We start from the raw sequence: 21,759 nt of genomic DNA, 5'->3' as shown, positions 1-21,759 counted from the left end.
ACGCCCCCCGCTCCGACCGGGGAACGGGGGGCGTCTTCAGCTCAGGTCGTGAAATCCGGGCCTCAGCCCTCGCCCATGCCCTCGGCCGGTCGAGGCGCGCCGCCGGCGCGCACCGCCGCCTCGATCCGGGCGCCGACGTCGGGATCGATGCTCTTCCAGTAGTCGAAGGCGCGCTCCAGCACCGGAGAGCGCACGCCGCCCAGCAGGCTGCCCGCCACCTGATCGACCAGTCTGGCGCGCTGGTCGTCGTTGAACACCTCACGCACCAGGACGCCCGGCTGGGTGAAGTCGTCGTCCTCGGCGTGCAGGGTATAGGCGCTGCGGACCAGGTCGCCGTCGGCCTCCCAGCCGTCATGGACCGGGCCGGTCTCATCCGACCAGGCGCGGCCGCCGCTGTTGGGGACATAGACCGGCTGGGCGCCCGAGTGGTGATAGGCCATCTGCCCGTCGAACATATAGGTGTTCACCGGAACCTTGGGCTGGTTGACCGGCAGCTGGTGGAAGTTGGTCCCGATGCGGTTTCGTTGGGCGTCGTTATAGGCGAAGGCCCGGCCCAGCAGCATCTTGTCCGGCGACAGGCCGATGCCGGGCACCGTGTTCCCCGGCGAGAAGGCCGCCTGCTCGATCTGGGCGAAGAAGTTCTCCGGGTTGCGGTTCAGCGTCATCCGCCCGACCGGGATCAGCGGATAGTCCTTGTGCGACCAGGTCTTGGTCAGGTCGAAGGGATTGATCCGATAGGTCGCCGCCTCGGCATAGGGCATGACCTGGACCGACAGATCCCACGACGGATGCTCGCCGCGCTTGATGGCGTCGAACAGGTCGCGGCGGTGGAAGTCGGCGTCGGCGCCCGACATGGCCGCCGCCTCGGCATTCGAGAAGAAGGCCATGCCCTGGCGGGTGTGGAAGTGATACTTGACCCAGAATTTCTCGCCCGCCGCGTTAATCCACATATAGGTGTGGGAGCCGTAGCCGTTCATCTCGCGCCAGGTGCGCGGCAGGCCCCGCTCACCCATCAGATAGGTCACCTGGTGAGCGGTCTCGGGGTTGTTGGTCCAGAAGTCCCACTGCATGTGGTTGTCGCGCAGGCCGGAGTCGGGCAGGCGCTTCTGGCTGCGGATGAAGTGCGGGAACTTCATCGGATCGCGCACGAAGAAAACCGGGGTGTTGTTCCCGACCAGGTCGTAGTTGCCCTCGGTCGTGTAGAACTTCAGCGAAAATCCGCGCACGTCGCGCCAGGTGTCAGGACTGCCCTGTTCGCCCGCCACGGTGGAGAAGCGCGCCAGCATCTCGGTCTTGGCGCCCGGCTGAAACAGCGCCGCCTTGGTGTAGGCTGAAACATCGTGGGTGATCTCCAGCTCGCCGAAGGCGCCGGAGCCCTTGGCGTGCGGCTGGCGTTCGGGAACCTTCTCCCGGTTGAAGTGCGCCATCTGCTCCAGGAAGTGCACGTCATGCAGCACGATCGGCCCGTTCGGCCCGACGGTGAGCGAGTTCCGATCACTGACGGCCGGTGCGCCCGCGCCCGTCGTGGAACCTGAATTCTGCTGGGTCATCGCCTATCTCCTCTGGCGCCCGGCGCTCCCGTACAGCCGAGCCTCGCTTATGAGATGGACCAGCGCCGCAAAAACGCAACCGGCGCAGTCGCAGAAAAACGGCGGGTTCTGGGCCGCACAGCCCCTCGGAGGATTCAGCGTCTCAGCCGGCGCCTGGGATGCCGCGCCATGCGAGGAGGCGACCCGGCCTCGCCTGGAGTTTCCCCAAAAAAGCCCCATTTCACTAGGCCCTGACGAGGAGGAAATTTCGTCTCGCCTGCCATTTTCAGACATTAATTTAGATTTTTGGATTTCAATCCCTGCCCCATGGGCAAAATTATTGCCAGCAACTAGGCTGGCGATGGGAAGCATCTTTCTAAAATCAAGCGGCGCCGTGAGGGGAGCTGCTGGCAAAGAATCGTCAGCATCAGAGGGGATTTCATGCTGTTTTGCGTTTCTCGGGGCGGTCGCCCCGTGATGTATCGTGCTCTGTTGGCAAGCGGGTGCGCGTCATTGGCCTTGATGAGCGCGGCGGGAACCGTCTCCGCCCAGGAAACGCCCGAAGAATCCGGCGCGGTCGAAGTGGGCGAGATCGTCGTCACCGGCTCGCGGATCGCCCGCCGCGACTACGCTTCCAACAGTCCCCTCGTCTCCGTCACAACCGAGGCGATTGAGAACACCGGCCAGGTGACGGTCGAAAAGGCCCTGACCCAGATGCCGCAGTTTTCGGGCGCCATGGGCCAGAGCACGGCCGGTTCGTCCTCAACCTCGCTGAACGGCGGCCAAGCCTACGCCAGCCTGCGCGGCCTGGGCTCCAAGCGCACCCTGCTGCTGCTGGACGGCAAGCGCCTGCAGCCGTCGAACCCCGACGGCTCGGTCGACCTGAACGTCATCCCGGAAGCTCTGATCGGCAACGTCGAGGTCATCACCGGCGGCGCCTCCACCGCCTATGGCTCCGACGCCACCGCGGGCGTCGTGAACTTCATCCTGAAGCGCAACTTCAGCGGCGTGACCGTGGCGTCGCAATACGGCGTCAGCGACTATGGCGACGGCGAGACCTTCCGCCTGTCGGTTACGGCCGGGGACAGCTTCGCCAATGATCGCGGCAGGGCCGTGGTTTCGCTCGACTATTCGATGCGCGACGTCGCCTACCAGTCGAAGCGCGACTATTATTTCACGCGCAATCGCGAGTCCAACACCGCCATCATCGCCCAAGGCGCCGCCTGGTTCGGCAGCAACCGTCCCACGCTGGACGCCGTCAACGACGTCTTCGTCGGCCAGTACGGCGTCAATCCGGTGCTCGGCGCCGGCGACTTCTATAACGGCCAGATCGGCTTCAACACCGGCGACCAGACCCTGTTCAACCTGGGCGGCGCCTCGCCGGTCATGAACCTTAAGGACCCGGAAACCGACGGCCACTTCCTGAACGCCGCCGGCACCAACATGCTGTGGGGCTGGAACAAGGGCCGTATCCAGAACGACAACGAGCGCTACTCGCTGTTCGGCCGCGTCGATTATGAGATTGCTCCCAATATCGACTTCTTCCTGCAGGGCTCGCTGACCAGCTATGAGTCGGAAGGGACGTTCAACCCGACCCTGGCGGGCCTCGCCTATGCCCTGTCGGCGCCGGTGACCAATCCCTACATCGGGGCCGATTTCGCCCATATCCTGGCGTCGCGCCCGAACCCGACCGCCGACTTCGCCCTGTGGAAGGACCTGGACTTCGCAGGGGAGCGCCTGCAGTCCTACGCCTATAACGTCTATCAGTTCATCGGCGGCCTGTCGGGTCAGGTCGGCTACAAGGACTGGACCTGGGAAGCCTACGCCAGCGCCTCCCAGGCTGATTTCGAGAATGTGCAGACCGGCGGCGTCAGCCGCTCTGCCATCACTCGCCTGCTGTACAGCCCGACGGGAGGGTCCGAATTCTGCGCCGGAGGCTTCAACCCCTTTGGCAATCACGACCCCTCGGCCGATTGCGTGAACTATGTGCGCCGCAATACGACCAACACCAATGAGTTGACCCAGCGCATGGCCGAGGCCTCCATGCAGGGCGGCCTGTTCAACCTGCCCGCCGGCGAAGTCCGCTTCGCCGCCGGCCTGGGCTATCGCTACAACCAGTTCGACTTCCGTCCCGACAGCGCCCTGGACCAGCCGGACGGCACCAGCGACATCCTGGGCTACAGCGAGCTGCGCGCGTCTTCGGGCAGCGTCGACACGACCGAGGTTTTCGCCGAATTCCTGATCCCGCTGCTGCGCGACCTGCCCTTCGTCAAGTCGCTGGAGATGGACCTGGGATATCGCTACTCCGACTATAGCTCCGTCGGCGGCGTCCATGCCTACAAGGCCGATCTGAACTGGCAGGTGAACGACATCGTGCGCCTGCGCGGCGGCTACAATCGGGCGGTGCGGGCGCCGAGCGTCGGCGAACTCTACTCGCCCGTCTCGTCGGCCACGGTCGATATCGGCACCCCGTCCGCCAGCAACACCAACGGCGATCCCTGCGACTACCGCAGTTCGTTCCGCAACGGGCCCGACGCCGAAAAGGTCAAGGCCCTGTGCGTGTCGCTGGGCGTGCCCTCGGCCCTGATCAACGACTTCCAGTTCGGCGCCGCCCAGGTGTTCGCCCTGACCGGCGGCAACCCCGACCTTCAGGAAGAAACGGCCGACACCTATTCGTTCGGCACGGTGCTCCAGCCGACCTTCCAGTCGCCGTGGCTGAGCAACATCAGCGCCTCCATCGACTGGTATCAGATCAAGGTGGCCGATGCGGTCGGCGTCCTGGGCGTCGGCAACGGCATCCGCTACTGCTTCAACGACGGCGGCAACAACCCGACGTTCGATCCCAACAACTACTACTGCACCCTGCAGGATCGCGGGACCAACGACGGCTATATGATCAACCCGCGTCAGCCTCTGCTGAACCTGGGCCAGTTCAACGTCACCGGCATCGACCTGCAGCTGGACTGGCGCCTGCACCTGGGCGATGTCGGCCTGCCAGACGAGGGTCAGCTCAGCGTCAGCTCGGCGATCAGCTACCTGAACAGCTTCGAGATCCAGGCCCTGCCGGGCGCGCCGACGTACGACTACGCCGGCACCTGGGGGACGGCGATCGAAGCCAACGCCGGCCAGGCGCACCCCGAATGGAAGGCGTCGACCAGCGTCACCTACTCGCGTGAAAGCTGGAACGTCGGCCTGCGCTGGCGCCACATGTCGGAGATGATCAACAGCGCCCGCGTGACCTCGCCGACCAGCACCGCGCGCGGCGTGGACGCCTATGACGTCTTCGATCTGAACGCCCGGGTGACGTTGCCTTACGACACCTCCCTGCGCTTCACCGTGACGAACCTGTTCAACGAGGCGCCGCCGCAGGTCGGGGATGTCCGCGGCACCTACGACCCGCAGAACTACGACACCATCGGCCGCTACTACACGGTTGCGGTCACCAAGACCTTCTAGGTCTCCGTCAGGAGACCTGAAGCCAGACGCGGCGGGACCTTGTCCCGCCGCACCTGATCCCGGCCCGGCGGGCCGGCGACATTTTCAAATGGGGCGGCGACCTTCGCCGCGTGGAGGAGGACAGTGCAGTTGTCATCTAAGAAATCATGGTTCGTCGGCCTGGCGGCCGCCCTTCTGGCCTCGACCCCGGCGGTCGCGCAGCAGGCGGCCTCGGCGCCGAACGTCTCCTATATTCATGCCGGGCGCCTGCTGGCTGACCCGGCGACCGGCCGCGTGGCTCAGAACCAGACCCTGGTGATCGAGAACGGCCGCGTGCGCGAGATCGTCGACGGCTTCGTCGGCCAAGGCGACGTGGTCGACCTGTCCGACAAGTTCGTGCTGCCGGGCCTGATCGACAGCCACGTCCACATCACCAATCAGCAGGGCGAAGGCAACCGCGTCGCCCGCTTCACCAACACCGCCGCTGACTCCGCCGTACAGGGCGCGGCCTATGCCCTGGTGACGCTGCAGGCCGGCTTCACCACAGTCGCCGACCTGGGCGGCGCCAGCGACGCCGTCATCGCCCTGCGCAACGGTATCGCGGCGGGCAAGATTCCCGGCCCGCGCCTACTGGTCTCGGCCGGCACGGTGACTCCGCACGGCGGCCACGGCGACGCCAACGGCGTGAACAGCGCCCTGGTGCCGGTGCTGCGGCAAAACGGCGTCTGCTCCGGCGCCGACGACTGCCGTCGCTCGGTGCGCGAGCGCGTGCGCGCGGGCGCCGACATCATCAAGATCACGGCTACGGGCGGCGTCCTGTCCGACACCGGCGCCGGCCTGAACCAGCAATTCTCGAACGAGGAACTGCAAGCCATCGTCGAGACCGCGCACTTCATGGGCCGCACGGTCACCGCCCACGCCCACGGCACGGACGGCATCAACAGCTTCCTGCGCGCCGGCGGCGACTCGATCGAGCACGGCACCTTCCTGGACGACGAATCCATCCGCATCTTCAAGGCCAACAACGGCTGGCTGGTGCCGACCCTGCTGGCCGGCGACTTCGTCGCTCGCGAAGCCGCGCGTCCCGAAACCTTCTTCACCCCGAACCAGCGCAAGAAGTCGCTGGAAGCCGGTCCGCAGATGCTGGACATGGCGCGCCGCGCTCACCGCGCCGGCGTCCAGATCGCCTTCGGCACCGACACCGGCGTCTCGCCGCACGGTGAAAACGCCAAGGAGTTCGCCCTGCTGGTCCAGGCCGGCCTGACCCCGCTGGAAGCCGTCCGCGCCGCCACCGTCGGCGCCGCGACCCACTTCCGCCTGCAGGACGAGATCGGTCGCCTGACGCCCGGCTACGCCGCCGACGTCATCGCCGTCTCGGGCGATCCGCTGAGCGACGTCACCACCCTGGAGCACGTTAAGTACGTGATGAAGGGCGGCGTGACCTATCGCAACGACTGACCGCCGACGCCTCGGCGTCCGTGATCGGAAGGATCTGAAGGGGCGGCGCGAGCCGCCCCTTTTTTGCGCCCGGCTCTAAGTCAGCCTTCGGCAGGCTCCGCTATTGGCCGCCCATAGCCGGCGCATAGTCCTCGTCGAAGAAGCAGGCGGCGTCATAGCGCGTCCGCGCGGCTTCGCAGAGCGCCGCCACCGAGCGCGGCTCCGGTTTCGTTCCGTCGTCTATCCAGGCCATCAGGGCCTCGAAAACCGCGACGTACTCCGGCGAGCTGAGGGCGCTGTGCGACGCCTCGTCGGTGAAGGTCTGCACCAGCAGGCTTGAGCGCCCCGCCGCCGCCACGCGGTCACGATAGGCCGCCTCGTGCCAGACGAAGGCCGTCGGGTCGTCCTTGCCGTGAATGGTGATCGTCGGGGCCACGATCAATCCCGACAGGTCCGCGTCGTAGGCCAGGCGCGCAACCGCCATCGGGTCCGCCGCGAACCGCTCGACCCCCGCGTTCAGCGCCGCATCGTCGTGCGAGCCCTGATAGACGGTCCGGCTGTTGTCGAACGGATTGAAGCCGTCCAGACGCCGCTGCACCAGGTCCTGGAACAGGAAGGTCCCCCAGGCCAGGTGAGAGACAAGCTGGCCCTCGCCTATGCCCACGACGTTGAGAATATCGGCCAGCCGCCGCTTCTGCTCCGGCGAGCGTTCGGTCTCAGCCAGGCCGACTCCCGTGCAGGCCTGCACCCGCTGTGCCAGTTGGGCGCGGGTCAGGCGGACGCCCTCGGGCAGGCCCTGCCAGACCGGATACTGCGCCTCGTCGGGCGCCGGATGGTTGTGGCAGTAATACTGATAGACCGCTCGCAGATCGGCGCGGAACCTGTAGGCCTCGGTCCCGCCCGCCAGGACGCCGCTTGTCAGGACCACGCCGTCCCAGACCACCTGGCCCTCGGCGTCGCGCGCATAGAGCTCGGCCGCCTTGGCCGCGACATTGCCGCCCCAGGACTGGCCGTGCAGCAGGGTGCGGCGCGGACGTCCGAAGGCGTCCCAGAAAATCTGGCGCAGATCGTCGGTGTCCTCGGCGGCCATGCGCACGCCGTAGCCGCCCCGGCGATAGGTCGAGCCCGCCCAGGCGAAGCCCTCCTTCACCGTCATGGAGAAGCGTTCCAGATCCTCCAGCGGATCATCGGCTCTGGGAGCGCCCGTGCGCGGCCCGCCATGAGCGTGGACAATCAGCGAGCCGTTCCAATTCTCGGGCACGGCGATCCAGTAGTAGCCGCCCTTGGCCGCCCGCCCCGACCAGCAGTGCGCCTGCTGAGGAAGGAAATCGGGACAGACGGCCGGGGCGGGCGCCGGCGACGAGGCCGCAGGCGCATCCTGGGCGGCGGCGAAGGGCGCGCCGGTCAGCGTGACGGCGGCGGCCGCCGCCAGCATCGAAAACAGACGCATCCCTATCGCCTCCTCGGATCAGAACGACTTGGTGGCCGTGACGTACCAGTAGCGGCCCCACGGACTGTGCACCGAGCCGCGATAGCCGTTGTCGGCCAGCGGCGGCCCCTGATCCGTCAGGTCGCGGACGCCCAGGCGCAGGCGCGTCTCGGCCGGGAATTCATAGTCGACATAGGCGTTGACGGTCTGGCGGGCGTCGACGACCCACGGGTCGCCCGAGGCGCCCAGCAGGCCGGGCTGCTGGAAGTCGCTGATGTACTGGGTCGTCGTCCCTGCGCGCCAGGGGCCCTTGCGCCAGGTCAGGCTGGCGTTGAGGCGCCATTCTGGACGCCCGTTCTGCCCCACCAGTTGCGAGGAGTCCGGCAGGGTCGTGCCGGCATTGATCGTTCCGGCCTCGCGGGCGGCGTACAGCTCATTGACGATATCGCCCGGATCGCGCGTGAATTCGTCCAGCTTGCTGGCGTTCACATTGACGATGAAGGTGCCGTACTTGGTGCGACGCAGCGACCAGTTCACGGCCAGGTCCAGGCCGCTGACGGTCTGGGGCTGAAGGTTGATGAAGCGGTCGTTGATCGAGACCACCTCGCCCACCGGGGTCAGGCCCGTGCCCTGGAACAGCAGGATGTCCTCGGGCGTCGGCGCGCGACGGTTGACCAGCGGATTGGAGCCGCCTTCGACGCGGTTCAGGTAGTCCAGCGCCAGGGCCGTCTGGGCGCCCAGCAAGCCGACGATCTTCTCCTGCTCGATCCGCCACTTGTCGATGGTGAAGGTGAAGGCGCCGAAACGCTCGGGGATGAAGGAGGGCTGCAGCACCAGGCCGTAGGAGGTGTTGGTGCTCTCTTCCGGCTCCAGATCCGGGTTGCCCGCGACAAGCAGGGAGGCGCCCGAGGTGTTCTGCGAACACTGCGAGAAGTTGCTGATGCGGCCGGCGCGCAGATCGGCCTCGCAGCGGACATAGTCCGTGCCGCTGGCCAGACGGGCGTATTCCGTGGCGTGGGTCTGCTCCAGGTTCGGCGCGCGGAAGCCTTGCGAATAGGAGCCGCGGACCCGCACGCCCGGAACCACGTCCCAGGCCGCGGCGATCTTCGGCTTGGCCACCGAGCCGAAGTCGGAATAGTGCTCGTACCGGCCCGCCAGCTGCACATCTAGCTGATAGACCAGAGGAATGTTCATCTCGGGCGAGACCACCGGCACAGCGAACTCGACATAGGTCGAGAAGACCTCACGGCTGCCCGAGGTGTCGGGGTTGGGGCTGACGGCCGAGACGTTGGACAGGTTGGTCTCGCCGCTGACCATGTCGGTGAAGGTGTAGGTGCCGTCCAGATTGGCGTCGCGGTCGTCCTTCTGGGTCTCGCGGCGCGCCTCGACGCCGAAGGCCATGCCGACCGGCCCGCCCGGCAGCTGGAACAGGTCGCCGCGCGACAGCTTGAAATCCGCCATGGTCAGGGTCGTGCGCGACACCCGACGCAGGTCGAAGACGATGGCGTCGATCGCCGCCTGCGAACTGGGCGAGCAGTCGCCATAGCTGGTGGTGGCGACGCAACCGCCGCTGAAGGGGTTGTAGGCGTCGGGCGTCGACAGGGCCAACTGCTTCTGCAGGGCCGTCATATTGACGTTGGGCGAAACGTCCTTGGCCTCGGCCTCGGAGTAGACGACCGCCGTCTCCCAGTTGAAGCCGCGCCACTCGCCGCGCAGGCCGCCCAGCAGACGCGCCTGATAGTTGTCGACCTTCACCACCTGGAAGCCGGTGTCGACGAAGCGGTAGTTGGTCATCAGGATCGGCAGGCCCTCGGCGGGAACGCCGGTCAGACCCGGCAGGCGGTTCGGATTAGCCGTGCCGTCGGCGAAGGTCACGGGGCCGAAGGGGTTGTAGTAGTTGCTGGCCGGAATCCAGATCTGGTTCAGGTTGACCACCGGCGGCTGCACGGCGCGGCTGTGGGCGCTATAATAGCCGACCTCGCCGAAGGCCTCGACGCTGTCGGTCAGGTCGTAGCGCCCCGTCAGGAACAGGTTCATCCGCTCGACCGACGGACGGACGGTCGTCTCATGCCGGGTGTCGTACCGCATGTCGCGGTTGGTCGTGTTGAAGTTGTGGTTGCCGCTGGACAGGCAGATGTCGTCGCCCATGTCGATCCCGCAGCCGAAGCTGGACGGCTGGAAGCGGAAGGACCCGGCTGAGTTGGTCACGGCGACGCCGTTTGAACGGATCACCGGGCGCGAGCCGACCGAGAGGCGCGCCCACGGCGTATGCGAGGAGCGGCCGTCCAGCGACTGGACGTCAGCGAAGTCGGGGTGGTCGGCGAACAGCGGACGCAGATCGTCCGAGCGGGTGAAGTCCTGATCCGAGGCCCACAGGGCAGTGCGCTGAGCGTAGTTGGCGAACAGGGAGACGTTGCCGCGATCGAAGTTCTTGCCCGTGAACAGGTTGAACTCGGTGTCGCGCATCTGCGTGCCCTCGGCGCCGCCGTAGCGGGCGCTGACCGTCAGGCCGTCGATGTTGTCGCGCAAGACGGTGTTGACCACGCCCGCCACCGCGTCGGCGCCATAGATGGCGGCGGCGCCGTCCAGCAGGACCTCCAGCCGCTCAAGCCCCGACACGGGGATGGCGTTGGAGTTGTAGCTCAGCACCGGCACCGTGCCGGTGTCCGAGGTGCCCTGGCTGGTCGGGTGCTGGACCAGACGACGGCCGTTCAGCAGCACCAGGGTGTTGCCCACGCCCAGCGAGCGCAGATTGACCGAGTTCACATCGCCACGCGCCGAGTTCGAGGTCTGGGGATTGTTGGCGGAATCGAACAGGACGTCGCCCATCTGGGGGATGGTCCGCATCAGCTCGTCGCCGGTCGTGGCGCCGGTGGCCTCGATCTGCTCGCGGTCGGCCACCACCACCGGCAGGGCCGCCGTGGTGCGCGCGCCGCGGATGTTGGTGCCGACGACGACGATGTCCTCGACCTGGGTGGGCTCGGCGGGCAGGGCCTCCTGGGCCAGGGCCGCCCCGGCGAACAGGACGGTCGATGCGGTCGTCGCCATCAGGGCGATCTTGGATGGGTTTCTCATGTCTCTCTCCCAGTCGCCGTGTGCGGCGATCATGTCGTTGAGGTCGTGGTTCAGGGTCAGTCGTCGGCCAGCACCAGGTCGTCGCCCGGTCCGGCGGCGGGATCCGGCGCGGCAGCCAGAGGCTGAGGCCCGCCGTCCAGCGCGGCCTTCAGCGCATCGCGGTCCAGTTCCCCTTCCCAGCGGGCGACGACGATGGTGGCCACGGCGTTGCCGATGAAGTTGGTCAGGGCGCGGCATTCGCTCATGAAGCGGTCGATGCCCAGGATCAGGGCCATGCCCGCCACCGGCACCGAAGGCACCACCGACAGGGTGGCCGCCAGGGTGATGAAGCCTGCGCCGGTGATGCCGGCCGCCCCCTTGGACGACAGCATGGCCACCAGCAGCAGCAGGACCTGGTCCTGCAGGCTCAGGTCGATATTCAGCGCCTGGGCGATGAACAGGGCCGCCATCGTCATATAGATGTTGGTGCCGTCCAGGTTGAAGGAGTAGCCGGTCGGCACGACCAGGCCGACCACCGACTTGGCGGCGCCCGCGCGCTCCATCTTGGAGATCAGGCTGGGCAGGGCGGCCTCGGAGCTGGAGGTGCCCAGCACCAGCAGCAGCTCCTCCTTCAGATAACGGATCAGCTTCAGGATGTTGAAGCCGTTGGCGATGGCGACCAGACCCAGCACCCCCACCACGAAGATGGCGGACGTCAGGTAGAAGGTGGCGATCAGGGCGAACAGGTTCGCGACCGAGGCGATGCCGTAGGCGCCGATGGTGAAGGCGAAGGCCCCGAAGGCGCCGATCGGCGCCGCCTTCATCAGGATGGCGACCAGTTTGAAGAAGGCCGCGCTGACCGACTCCAGGAAGGTCATCACCGGCTTGCCCAGATCGCCGATCATGGCCAGGGCGATGCCGAACAGGATGGAGACGAACAGGACCTGCAGGATGTTGCCGGTCGAAAAGGCGCTGACCACGGTGTCGGGAATGATGCCCGTCAGAAAGCCGACGATGGTGCTTTCATGCGCCGCCTGGGCGTACTGGGCCACTGCGCCCTTATCCAGGGTGGCCGGATCGATGTTCAGACCGTGGCCGGGCCGCACGACGTTGGCGATGATCAGGCCGACGATCAGCGCCAGGGTCGAAAAGACCAGGAAGTAGCCAAAGGCCTTGGCCGCCACCCGGCCGACGCGGCCGATGTCGCGCATCCCGGCGATGCCGGTGACGATGGTCAGGAAGATCACCGGCGCGATCACCATCTTCACCAGCTTGATGAAGGCGTCGCCCAGCGGCTTCAGGCTTTCGCCGACGTTCGGCCAGAAATGGCCGATCGCGCCGCCCAGCACGATGGCGACGAGCACCTGGAAATAGAGATGCCGATAAAAGGGGCGGCGCGCGACAGCCGCCGTCTCTGACGCGATGGGAATCAAGAAGGTCGCTCCTGATGGCGAGCAGCACGCTCGCGGATTTCCTCTCGGCGCGATCTTCGCCACGCTTCGACCTCAGTGTGGCCACAGCGCCGCCAGGAGGAAACGGCGCCCGAAAGATTCATCAACTCATTGACAATAAATGTTATTTTTACACGCCGCATTTCAAGGACATGCGTTTAGTGCGAAATACCGCTCGAACTTGTGGCACAAAAGTGCGGAATACCGCACATTGAGAAGATGACGACTCCGGCGGCTGCATCACATTCGGAAGGCCTCGTACGGCGACATGCGAGACTCTGGATCGCCCTGATCCTGGCCTGGCTGGTCGTGGCGACGACGGCCGCCTATGGGCTGGGCGAGACCGCCCGGAAGGGCGCCTCAGCCGAACTGGCGCGCCAATCGGAGTCCGCCGCCGCCCTCCACGCCGCGGTTCTGCGCAGCGAACTGGAGAAGTATCGCGCCTTGGCGCCGGCCATGGCGACCGACGCCGACGTCGCCAGACTGCTGCTGAGCTCTCGCCCCGACCCGGCGATGCTGAATCAACGGCTGGAGGCCCTGGCCGACCAGACCCGCGCCTCGGCCATCTATGTCATCGGGACCGACGGGGTGACCCGCGCCGCCAGCAACTGGCGCCAGCCGATCAGCTTCATCGGCGCCGACTACAGCTTCCGCCCCTATTTCGTGAAGGCGATGCGGGACGGCTCGGCCGAGTTCTTCGCCCTGGGGACGGTCAGCGGCACGCCCGGCCTGTTCCTGGCCCGTCGGGTCGTCTACGGGAACCGCGCCATCGGGGTCGTGGTCGTCAAGGTCGAGTTCGACGCCCTGGAAGCCGAATGGCGCGCCTCGGGCGAACCGGCCTATGTGGTCGATCCCGGCGGCGTGGTGCTGATCACCAGCATTCCCACCTGGCGCTTCCGGACCCTGCGGCCGATGGACGCCGAAAGCCGCCGCCTGACCCTGGCCGACCAGACCCTAGGCGACGGCGCCCTGACGCCCCTGCCCTTCCGGACGCCTGACAACGGGGCCACGCGCCTGATCGAGGCGCCTCTGGACGGCGTCGATCGCCCCTGGATGCACGCCCGCATCGACACCATGACGCCGGGCTGGACGCTGCATCTGCTCACCCCCGACCGAGGCGCCATAGAGACGAGCGTCGCAAACGCCCGCGTTCTGGCCGCCCTGATCGCGACCCTCGCATTCGGCGTCGCCGCCGTGCTTCTGCGTCGCCGCCAGCAGGCTGTCGTGCGGCAGCGCGCCGCCGAGGCCGCTCGCCAGGAGCTGGAGCGTCGCATCGAAGAGCGGACCCGCGACCTGCGTCAGGCCAACGTCGCCCTGAATCGCCAGATCGAGGAACGGATGCGCGCCGAGGCCAGTCGCGAAGCCCTGCGCGATGAACTGGTCCAGGCCGGCAAGCTGGCGGCGCTGGGCCAGATCGCCGCCGGCGTGGCCCATGAGATCAATCAGCCCGTCGCCGCCATTCGCACCCAGGCCGAGACGGCGTCGGCCTATCTGGAGCGGGCCCAGGAGGCCAAGGCGGCGCGCGCCCTGGGCCGCATCGGCGAGCTGACCGCCCGGATCGGGGCCATCACCCAGGAACTGCGCGCCTTCTCGCGCAAGTCGGAGCCGCAGCTTCGTCCCGTATCGCTGAACGAAGCGATCGACGGCGCCCTGCTGCTGCTGGGCGGGCGCCTGCGCCAGGGGGGCGTCCGGCTGGTGCGGGCCCGAGGCGGGGACGTGCAGGTCATCGCCGACCGCTTTCGTCTGGAGCAGGTCATCGTCAACCTGATGCAGAACGCCGCCGAGGCGCTGGAAGGGCGCGCCGACGGCAGGATCCATCTGACGGTCCGGCGGGTCGGCGGGCTGGTCGAACTCAGCATCGCCGACAACGGCCCCGGCGTGGCCGACGCCATCCGCGACCAGCTCTTCACCCCCTTCTTGACCAGCAAGGCCAACGGCCTGGGGCTGGGCCTGGTCATCTGTCGCGACCTCGTCGCCGGATTCGGCGGCGAGCTGAATCTGCGCCCGGCCGAAACGGGCGCCGTCTTCGTCGTCGGCCTGAAAGCCGCGTGATGGAGGCGCGCGCCATGGAGTTTCCGCGTCTTGAGACCGTCGCCCTGATCGAGGACGACGATGATTTCCGCAGCGCCCTGGCCGAGCGGATGGAGGTCGAGGGCCTGACGGTGCGCGCCTATCGCAAGGCCGAGACGGCGCTGGCGGACATCGACGCCGACTTCCCCGGCGTGGTGGTCACGGACTTGCGGATGCCCGGCCTGGACGGCCGCCAGGCGCTGAGCCGACTTCAGGCCCTGGACCCGGCCCTGCCGGTCATCCTCATCACCGGACACGGCGATGTGGCCGAGGCCGTCGCCGCCATGCGCGGCGGCGCCTATGATTTCGTGGCCAAGCCCTTCGCCTTTGAACGCCTGTCCGAAAGTCTGACGCGCGCGCTGGAGAAGCGCGCCCTCGTTCTGGACAACCGGCGCCTGACCGCCCTGTCGTCCGAGGCCGGACTGGAACTGCCGCTGCTGGGCGACAGCCCGGCGATCCGGTCGCTGCGCGCCACCATCGCCCAGATCGCCGACGCCCGCATGGACGTGCTGATCGAAGGCGAGACCGGCGTCGGCAAGGAAGCCGTGGCCCGCGCCCTGCACAACGGGGGCCGCCGCCGGCCTCATCCTTTCGTCGCGGTCAACTGCGGCGCCCTGCCTGACGGGCTGATCGAGAGCGAACTGTTCGGCCATGAACTGGGCGCCTTCGCCGGCGCCTTGCGACGCCGCGTCGGCCACGTCGAACGCGCCCACAACGGATCGCTGTTTCTGGACGCCGTGGAGACCATGCCCACCGCCGCCCAAGTCAAGATGCTGCGCGTGCTGGAAGAACGCGAAGTCCATCCGATCGGCGCGTCCGAACCGCGCGCCGTCGACATCCGGGTGCTGGCCTCGGCGACCGGCGACCTCGACCACGCCCTGTCCGACGGCCAGTTGCGTGAGGATCTCTATTATCGCCTGAACGTCGTGCGCCTTCGCGTGCCGCCTCTACGCGAGCGTCGCGACGACATCCCCCTGCTGTTCGCCAGCCTGCTGGCGCGCGCGCCGATCAAGGCCGGCGGCGAAACGCCCATCATCACGGACGACGTCCGATCTCGCCTGCTGGAGCACGCCTGGCCCGGCAACATCCGCGAACTCTCCCACTTCGCCCAGCGCTTCGCCCTGGGTCTTGAAGGTCGCGAGACGGCTGGAGAACAGGAGCGCGGCCTCGTCGATCGCGTCGCCCAGTTCGAAAAGCGCATACTGAAGGATACGCTTGAAGCCCTGGGAGGCAACGTCAACGACGCCATCCTCCAACTGAAGATCCCCCGCAAGACCCTCTACGACAAGCTCAAGCGTCACAATCTGAAGCCTGGCGATTTTCGCAACGGTTAGCGGGGCGGCTTCAATATTCCATTCGCAGACCCAGGGAGAGGGTGCGGGGCGGGGCGTAGCCGGCGACGCCGCCGGCGGTTTCGGAGACCTCGACCTCGGCGTCGAACAGATTGTCGGCCGCCAGCCACAGCACGGTGCGTGCGCCGGCGCGCCATTCGACGCGGGCGTCCACGGCGACGGCGGCGTCCAGCACGCGGCTGTTCAGATCGTCCTCGAACCGCTTGCTCTCATAGCGGGCCTGGATCGCCAGGCCGAGCCGGTCCGACGCCTGCCACTCCACCCCGCCGACGACGCTCCAGATCGGAGCCTGGGCCGGACGCAGTCCGGTCAGCTGAGGCGCCGCCGAGCCGCCGTCCATCCGCGCGTCGGTGAGCGACAGGGCGCCGTTCAGATGCAGCCCCTGGCGCAGCGTCTGGCGCGCCGTCAGCTCGACCCCCGTCGCCTCAATGGTCCCCGAGTTCTGACGCTGGCGCAGCACGCCGCCGGCGGGGACGAAGCCCGCGCGGGGGAAGGTCCCCGGCCCCTCGGCGAGGGTGACGTTGACGATGGCGTCTTCGATCCGGTTCCAGAACAGATTGACGCCCAGGGCCGAGATCGGCCCCTCGAAAGCCAGCCCCGCCTCGACCCCCTGCAGGGTTTCGGGGACCAGCGCCGCATTGGCCTCGGTCAGGTCGTTGCCGACGCGGAACGGTCGGTGCAGCTCGTTCAGCGTCGCCGGACGAAAGCCGGAATAGGCCGCCGCCCGCGCCGCCCAGCCGCGGCCGATGAAGCGGCGCCCCGCCAGCCGGGCGCTGACCACCTCGCCCGAACGGTCGGGGTCGGTTTCGTCCAGCGTGGGCAGGCCCGTCTCCCGATCCCATTCGCGCCGCCGACCGTTCTCATTGCGCCAGCCGTCCAGGCGCAGGCCGCCGGCCACCAGCCACAGATCGTCGCTCCAGGAACCCTCGCCGTAGAGACCCGCCACCGAGGTCTCGCCGCCCGCTACGCGGTCGCGGGTGAAGGCGCCGTTCATGAAACGGAAGCGCTCGCGCGTCTCGCCCTCGTTGACGCGGGCGTCGGCGCCCAACTCCCATTCCAGCCGCCCTCCGGCGACGTCCCGCGTCGAGCGACGCAGGGCGGCGTTGACGCCCCAGCCGGTCGCCGGCGTCTCATACTGGTCGTTGGCGGGCGTGGTCGCGCTGCGGTCCGCCGCCACCGCGACGGAGGTGTTGGCGAAGTCGCTCTCGCGCCGCCAGGCCTGCAGGCGCCAGCCATAGCGCCCCTCCTGCGCCCGCCGCGCCGCCGTGGCGGACAGCAGGTGGCCGCTGGCGCTGGATCGCGCCCCGGCCAGCCCCGAGCCGCGCTCTTCGTCATAGACCGAGGCGCGTAGCGACACGCTGGCCTCGCCTGCCGGCGCATCCAGCCGCATGGCCGCCGCACGGGCTTCCAGGTCCAGGGGCGTGTCCGCCGCCCCGGCCGCCGCGCCGCGCACGGGCCTGTAGCCGTCGCTGGTCTCGTAAAGCGTCGAGGCCGTCAGCCGCGCCCGACCGAGGTCCAGACCCCCTGATCCCGCCAGGCGCGCCCCGCCCCGTTCCGACACCGAGGCCGACAGCACGCCGCCGCGCTCACGCTCGCGCAGCTGGATCACGCCGGTCAGGGCGCCCGCGCCATAGGGACCGGCCCCCGCCCCGCGCACGATATCGAGGCTCTCCAGGCTCTCGGTCGGCAGTTGCGACCAGATCACCCAGCCGCCGAAGGGATCGTTCATCGGCACGCCGTCCAGCGTCACCAGAGTGCGCCCCGCCCCCGACGGCGCGATGGCGCGCAGGGAGATCCCCTGCGTCGTCGGATTGGCCGCCAGGCTGGACGTGCGCCGGAACAGCGACACCGCCGGAACGCTCGCCAGAGCCTCGTCCAGACGCGCCGACCTCGCCAGCGCCGCCTCGTCCAGCCGGATGACCGAGAACGCCGCCTCCCCCGCCGCCGCCGGCAGACGCGCCGCCGTCACCACAACCTCGTCAACGACAACCGGCTGAGACTCAATCACCTGAAATCCCCCTCAACTCACGACCTGCACGGCTACCTGGGCGGCAAGGCCTTGCCGAGATAGCCGATCACCGTGTCGATGTCGTCCGCCGAGGCCTGCATTCCATTGGCCTCCATACGGGCGACGATGGAATCCCACTCCGCTTCGGTGTGGCCTGTGGCGGTCACCAGGACGAGGGAGTGGCAGGTTCCGCACAGGCGCTGGGCCACATTGCGCCCCGCCCCGGCGGGCAGGACGCCCGGCTGGACCGCCGGCTTCGGGGCGGGCGGAGGAGGCGGCGTCTGTTGCGCCAGGACATTCACCTTCACGGCGGGGGCGGGCGCGGAGGCGGCCACGGACGCGTGCGCAGCCGCCTCCTCCGACGGCGTCCCGGGCGCAGCCACAGGCAGCGCGGCTTGCGCCGGAGCCTCCGGCCCGGCCTCGGTCGGCGCGGGCGCGACTTCAGGCTCCGCCGCTGCGGGCGCCGCAGCGATCGGCGCGGGCGACGGTTTCGGCGCCGCTTCCGGCCGGGCCGGGTGAGAGGGTTGACACGCCGCCAGACCCAGGGCCGCAACCAGAGCGCCGGCCGAGACGCGGACGGCAGGCGAAATCGGGAACATCGACCGCATCACTTGAACTCCTCTGCGGCGGGCTCGGCGATGCGTTCCACTCGGCCGACCAGGAAGGTGTAGGAAAGAGCCCCGATCAGGGCGAGCACGCCGATGAAGGCCAGACCGCCGAAGAACGACCCGGTCGCGGCGACGATGAAGCCGATCATCATCGGCGTGACGATGCCCGCCAGATTGGTGCAGAAGTTGAAGACCCCGGCGGTCAGGCCGATCAGGCTCTTGGGCGCCACGTCCGAAATCAGGGTCCAGCCCAGGTTCGACATGCCCTGGCCGAAGAAGGCCACGGACATGACGGCGATCACCAGAACGTCGGACTTGAGGAAAGCCGCCGAGATGATCGTCGAAGACAGCAGCAGCCCCCCGACGATCGGCAGTTTGCGTCCGAAGGTGGCCGAGCCGCTGCGCTTGACCAGGGCGTCCGAAAGCTGGCCGCCGATCAGCACGCCGACCGAGGCGGCGATGAAGGGCAGCACCGCCATCCAGCCGACCTTGAGCCAGGGCATGTTGCGTTCGGCCACCAGATAGGTGGGGAACCAGGTCAGGAAGAAAACGAGGGTGGCGTTGGTGGCGAACTGGCCGATGGAGGCGCCCAGAATCTGACGCTTGCCGAGCAGCCAGCCGATCTGCTTCCACGAGAAAGACGTCTTGCCCGCCGTCGACGCCAGGCCGCCGCCGCCCGCCGCGATGTGATCCAGCTCGGCCTGGTTGACCATGCGGCTGTGCTCGGGATCACGATAGACCTGCCACCACAGCAGCGCGAACAGGACGCCGATGACGCCGGCGATGATGAACAAGGCGCGCCAGCCGAAGGTCCCCGTCACCCAGAACAGGACCGGGCTGAGGAAGGCGATGCCGAAATACATGCCCACGGAATAGACGCTGTTGGCGCGGGCCCGCTCCTGCTGCGGGAACCAGGACACTAGGATGCGGCTGTTGGCGGGGAAACACGGCGCCTCGGCCGCGCCCAGACCCAGGCGATAGACGATGAGCGAGATCAGTCCCGTCGCCGCGCCCTGCAGGGCGGTGAACACCGACCAGACCCCGACCGACAGGGCGTAGGTCAATCGAACGCCGAAGCGATCCAGGAACATCCCGCCCGGAATCTGCGCCAAAGCGTAACTCCAGGAGAAGGCCGAGAACAGCACGCCCATGGTCGCCGCGCCGAGCGCCAGATCCTGCGACATGCTGGGCGCCGCGACCGCCAGGAGCGAACGGTCCAGATAGTTGATCATCGTCCCGACGGCGATCAGGGCCAGCACGACATAGCGCGCGCGGGTCCTCTTTTTCGGCGGGACGGACAGGGCTGCGTCCATTGGCTGAATCCACTGACTAGAGACGGCCCGACGACGCCGGGCGAAAAACACGCCCCGCGAGGTCTTCCTCGCGGGGCGTCAGGCGCTAGGGGAGGACGAAGGCGTTCAGGGTGTCGGACATCCGTCGCGCGGCCACGGCGGTGCCGCCGGCGCCGGTGACGACCACATACTGCTTGCCGTCCTTGCCCATGAAGGTGATCGGCGTGGTGTGGGCGCTGGCGTCCAGTTCGACCGACCACTTCTCTTCGCCGGTACGGGCGTCATAGGCGCGGAAGGTGCGGTCGTTGGCAGCCCCGATGAAGACCAGGCCGCCCGCCGTCTGGATGTTGCCGCCCAGGTTGCGCGCTCCGGTGGCCACATCGGTCTTCAGGCCGGGAATGGTTCCCAAGGGCGCGCGCCACAGGATCTCGCCCTTGCTGATGTCGACCGCCACCAGTTCGCCCCACGGCGTGGGGGTGCAGGGCAACATGGTGTCGGCGTCGATGCGGTAGGCGAAGCCGGACTGGGTGATCGGCGCGCCCGGCTCGGCGGCGACGCGGCGGCGCGGGGGGCGCGGACCGCCGAAGATCGGGGTCACCGGTCCGGCCGGGCGGAATTGCGCCATGTTCTGAACATTGACGATGAAAACGTCCGAGTTCGGATTGTAGGACGGCCCGCCCCAGTTCGGTCCGCCCAGGGTCGAGGGGAAGCTGAGCGTGCCGCGCGTCATCAGCGGCCGCCCGTAGAGGCCGGTCACCTGGATGTTGTTCTCATCCCAGAAGGCGGTGCAGTAGGCGTGCTGTTCCGGCGTGATGTTGGGGATTTCATCCCGCGTCATCGTGACCCGCGCCAGCGGACCGGGGCGAACCGGGAAGGGTTGCGTGGGCCAGGCCTCGTCCTTGGGGTCGTCGCTGCGCGGCGTGGGCCGCTCCTCGATCTCGTGCAGGGGCCGCCCGGTCAGGCGTTCGTAAACGAACAGAAGGCTCTGCTTGCCGGTCAGGGCCACGGCCGGAACGGTGTGGTCGCCCTCGCGGAAATTCACCAGGATCGGCGGGGTGGGCATGTCCCAATCCCACAGGTCCTTGTGCGTGACCTGATGGTGCCATTTCAGCGCGCCGGTGCGGGCGTCCAGCGCCAGCAGGCTGTTGGCGTACAGTTCGGATCCCGTGGCGCGGCCGTTCAGGTCGCCCACCGGCGCGAAGACGATGCCGTTCTCTTCGTCGATGGTGATGGTGGACCAGACGTTGGCGCCGCTGCGGTCCTTCCACTCGTCGCCGCTATAGGTCTCGTGGTTGGCCTCGCCAGGCTGGGGCACGGTGTGGAAGGCCCAGACCAGCTCGCCCGTCCGCACGTCCCAGGCGCGCACGTCGCCACGCGGACCGGGAGGGCCCATTTCGCCGGGACGCGAGCCGGTGATGATCAGGTTGTCGTAGAGGGCGACCGGGTTGGGAATGGTGAAGGTGTCGCGACGGCTTTCGCCCACCACGTCCGACACCACGCCGACATAGGCGTCGACCTGTCCGCCCTGGCCGAAATCCGCCGCCAACTGGCGCGTACGCACGTCCAGCGCCGCCAGATAACCCTTGTCCGTCGCGAAGATGATGCGCGGGCCGTGGGTCGCGTCGCCCGGCCACCAGGCGATGCCGCGACCGTGGATGTTGCGCTCCGCCTCCCACTTCCACAGCACCTTGCCTGTCTCCGGCTCCAGGGCGGTGATGGTGGACTTCAGCTCGGGAATGTTCGGATTGGTCGGCGTCGAGACATACATGACCCCGTCGATCACCAGGGGCGTCACCTCCCAGCGGTAATCCAGACCACGATCGCCCTCGTCGTCGGTTCCGCCGCCGTAGCGGAACGTCCAGGCTCGCTGAAGGCCGCCGACATTCTCCGGCGTGATCTGCGTCAGGGGCGAGAAGTTGGTCGCGCCGGGATTCTGGCCGTAGCTGCGCCAGGTCGTTCCGTCGTCGGGCGTTTGTCCTCCGGATTGGGCCCCGGATTGGGCCAGGGCCGGAGATGCGGCCATGAGGATCAGCGCCAGGCTGGCGCCGACGCCTTTGAGAGCGCTCTTGGTCATGGGGCGTTCCTCTTGCTTGT

At 68.0% G+C, this 21,759-nt stretch carries 12 protein-coding genes; 4 read left to right on the top strand and 8 right to left on the bottom strand.

The window, feature by feature from the left end:
* Positions 1-62 precede the first annotated feature (62 nt).
* The gene (locus AC52GN_RS00355; protein WP_312218703.1) at positions 63-1,550 is read right to left on the bottom strand and encodes a catalase; all 1,488 of its coding nucleotides are present in this window, start codon (positions 1,548-1,550) and stop codon (positions 63-65) included.
* Positions 1,551-2,051: 501 nt separating this feature from the next.
* Between AC52GN_RS00355 and AC52GN_RS00350 the strand changes: the two genes are divergently transcribed.
* Both AC52GN_RS00350 and AC52GN_RS00345 read left to right on the top strand, forming a co-directional pair.
* Positions 2,052-4,985 carry a TonB-dependent receptor domain-containing protein gene (locus tag AC52GN_RS00350; protein WP_496528829.1) on the top strand — a complete coding sequence of 978 codons (2,934 nt, stop codon included), beginning with the start codon at positions 2,052-2,054 and terminating at the stop codon, positions 4,983-4,985.
* 123 nt (positions 4,986-5,108) lie between these two features.
* The gene (locus AC52GN_RS00345; protein WP_422388311.1) at positions 5,109-6,422 is read left to right on the top strand and encodes a metal-dependent hydrolase family protein; all 1,314 of its coding nucleotides are present in this window, start codon (positions 5,109-5,111) and stop codon (positions 6,420-6,422) included.
* A gap of 100 nt (positions 6,423-6,522) precedes the next feature.
* Here AC52GN_RS00345 and AC52GN_RS00340 read toward each other — a convergent pair whose 3' ends face one another.
* Genes AC52GN_RS00340 through AC52GN_RS00330 form a run of 3 tightly spaced genes read right to left on the bottom strand, consistent with a single transcriptional unit; the run spans position 6,523 to position 12,317 of the window.
* On the bottom strand, positions 6,523-7,851 hold the full coding sequence (locus AC52GN_RS00340; protein ID WP_496527825.1) for a hypothetical protein: 1,329 nt from the start codon (positions 7,849-7,851) through the stop codon (positions 6,523-6,525).
* Between the two features lie 18 nt (positions 7,852-7,869).
* Positions 7,870-10,905 (bottom strand): TonB-dependent receptor domain-containing protein, encoded by a 3,036-nt coding sequence (locus AC52GN_RS00335; RefSeq protein WP_496527824.1) that lies wholly within the window; start codon positions 10,903-10,905, stop codon positions 7,870-7,872.
* A 56-nt stretch (positions 10,906-10,961) separates the two neighbouring features.
* On the bottom strand, positions 10,962-12,317 hold the full coding sequence (locus AC52GN_RS00330) for a dicarboxylate/amino acid:cation symporter (protein ID WP_496527823.1): 1,356 nt from the start codon (positions 12,315-12,317) through the stop codon (positions 10,962-10,964).
* Positions 12,318-12,554: 237 nt separating this feature from the next.
* Here AC52GN_RS00330 and AC52GN_RS00325 point away from each other — a divergent pair, with 237 nt between their 5' ends.
* Both AC52GN_RS00325 and AC52GN_RS00320 read left to right on the top strand, forming a co-directional pair.
* On the top strand, positions 12,555-14,387 hold the full coding sequence (locus AC52GN_RS00325) for a sensor histidine kinase (RefSeq protein ID WP_496527822.1): 1,833 nt from the start codon (positions 12,555-12,557) through the stop codon (positions 14,385-14,387).
* A 14-nt stretch (positions 14,388-14,401) separates the two neighbouring features.
* Positions 14,402-15,739 (top strand): sigma-54-dependent transcriptional regulator, encoded by a 1,338-nt coding sequence (locus AC52GN_RS00320; protein WP_346486448.1) that lies wholly within the window; start codon positions 14,402-14,404, stop codon positions 15,737-15,739.
* Positions 15,740-15,749: 10 nt separating this feature from the next.
* On the opposite strand, the gene AC52GN_RS00315 is transcribed toward AC52GN_RS00320, so the two are convergent.
* The 4 genes from AC52GN_RS00315 to AC52GN_RS00300 form a co-directional block, all read right to left on the bottom strand.
* Complete coding sequence (locus AC52GN_RS00315) at positions 15,750-17,765, bottom strand: TonB-dependent receptor (protein ID WP_496527821.1); 2,016 nt, start codon at positions 17,763-17,765, stop codon at positions 15,750-15,752.
* Between the two features lie 32 nt (positions 17,766-17,797).
* Positions 17,798-18,373, bottom strand: coding sequence for a hypothetical protein (locus tag AC52GN_RS00310; RefSeq protein ID WP_496527820.1), 576 nt, complete (start codon positions 18,371-18,373; stop codon positions 17,798-17,800).
* Positions 18,373-19,686, bottom strand: coding sequence for an MFS transporter (locus AC52GN_RS00305; protein WP_291778506.1), 1,314 nt, complete (start codon positions 19,684-19,686; stop codon positions 18,373-18,375). The genes AC52GN_RS00310 and AC52GN_RS00305 overlap by 1 nt, the downstream gene beginning before the upstream one ends.
* 85 nt (positions 19,687-19,771) lie before the next feature.
* Entirely contained in the window at positions 19,772-21,739 is a 1,968-nt protein-coding gene (locus AC52GN_RS00300; RefSeq protein ID WP_496527819.1) for an outer membrane protein assembly factor BamB family protein, read from the bottom strand.
* Between the last annotated feature and the right edge of the window lie 20 nt (positions 21,740-21,759).

This window comes from Brevundimonas sp. SS2672, assembly GCF_059579685.1.
The sequence above is the reverse complement of the archived record's forward strand: the minus strand, read 5'-3'. Positions and strand labels throughout refer to the sequence as shown.

Excerpts from the sequence above, each read along its gene's own strand:
- AC52GN_RS00300 (WP_496527819.1), bottom strand. The coding sequence starts at position 21,739 with ATGACCAAGAGCGCTCTCAAAGGCGTCGGCGCCAGCCTGGCGCTGATC.
- AC52GN_RS00335 (WP_496527824.1), bottom strand. The coding sequence starts at position 10,905 with ATGAGAAACCCATCCAAGATCGCCCTGATGGCGACGACCGCATCGACC.
- AC52GN_RS00350 (WP_496528829.1), top strand. The coding sequence starts at position 2,052 with ATGAGCGCGGCGGGAACCGTCTCCGCCCAGGAAACGCCCGAAGAATCC.
- AC52GN_RS00325 (WP_496527822.1), top strand. The coding sequence starts at position 12,555 with ATGACGACTCCGGCGGCTGCATCACATTCGGAAGGCCTCGTACGGCGA.
- AC52GN_RS00305 (WP_291778506.1), bottom strand. The coding sequence starts at position 19,686 with ATGGACGCAGCCCTGTCCGTCCCGCCGAAAAAGAGGACCCGCGCGCGC.
- AC52GN_RS00310 (WP_496527820.1), bottom strand. The coding sequence starts at position 18,373 with ATGCGGTCGATGTTCCCGATTTCGCCTGCCGTCCGCGTCTCGGCCGGC.
- AC52GN_RS00320 (WP_346486448.1), top strand. The coding sequence starts at position 14,402 with ATGGAGTTTCCGCGTCTTGAGACCGTCGCCCTGATCGAGGACGACGAT.
- AC52GN_RS00355 (WP_312218703.1), bottom strand. The coding sequence starts at position 1,550 with ATGACCCAGCAGAATTCAGGTTCCACGACGGGCGCGGGCGCACCGGCC.
- AC52GN_RS00340 (WP_496527825.1), bottom strand. The coding sequence starts at position 7,851 with ATGCGTCTGTTTTCGATGCTGGCGGCGGCCGCCGCCGTCACGCTGACC.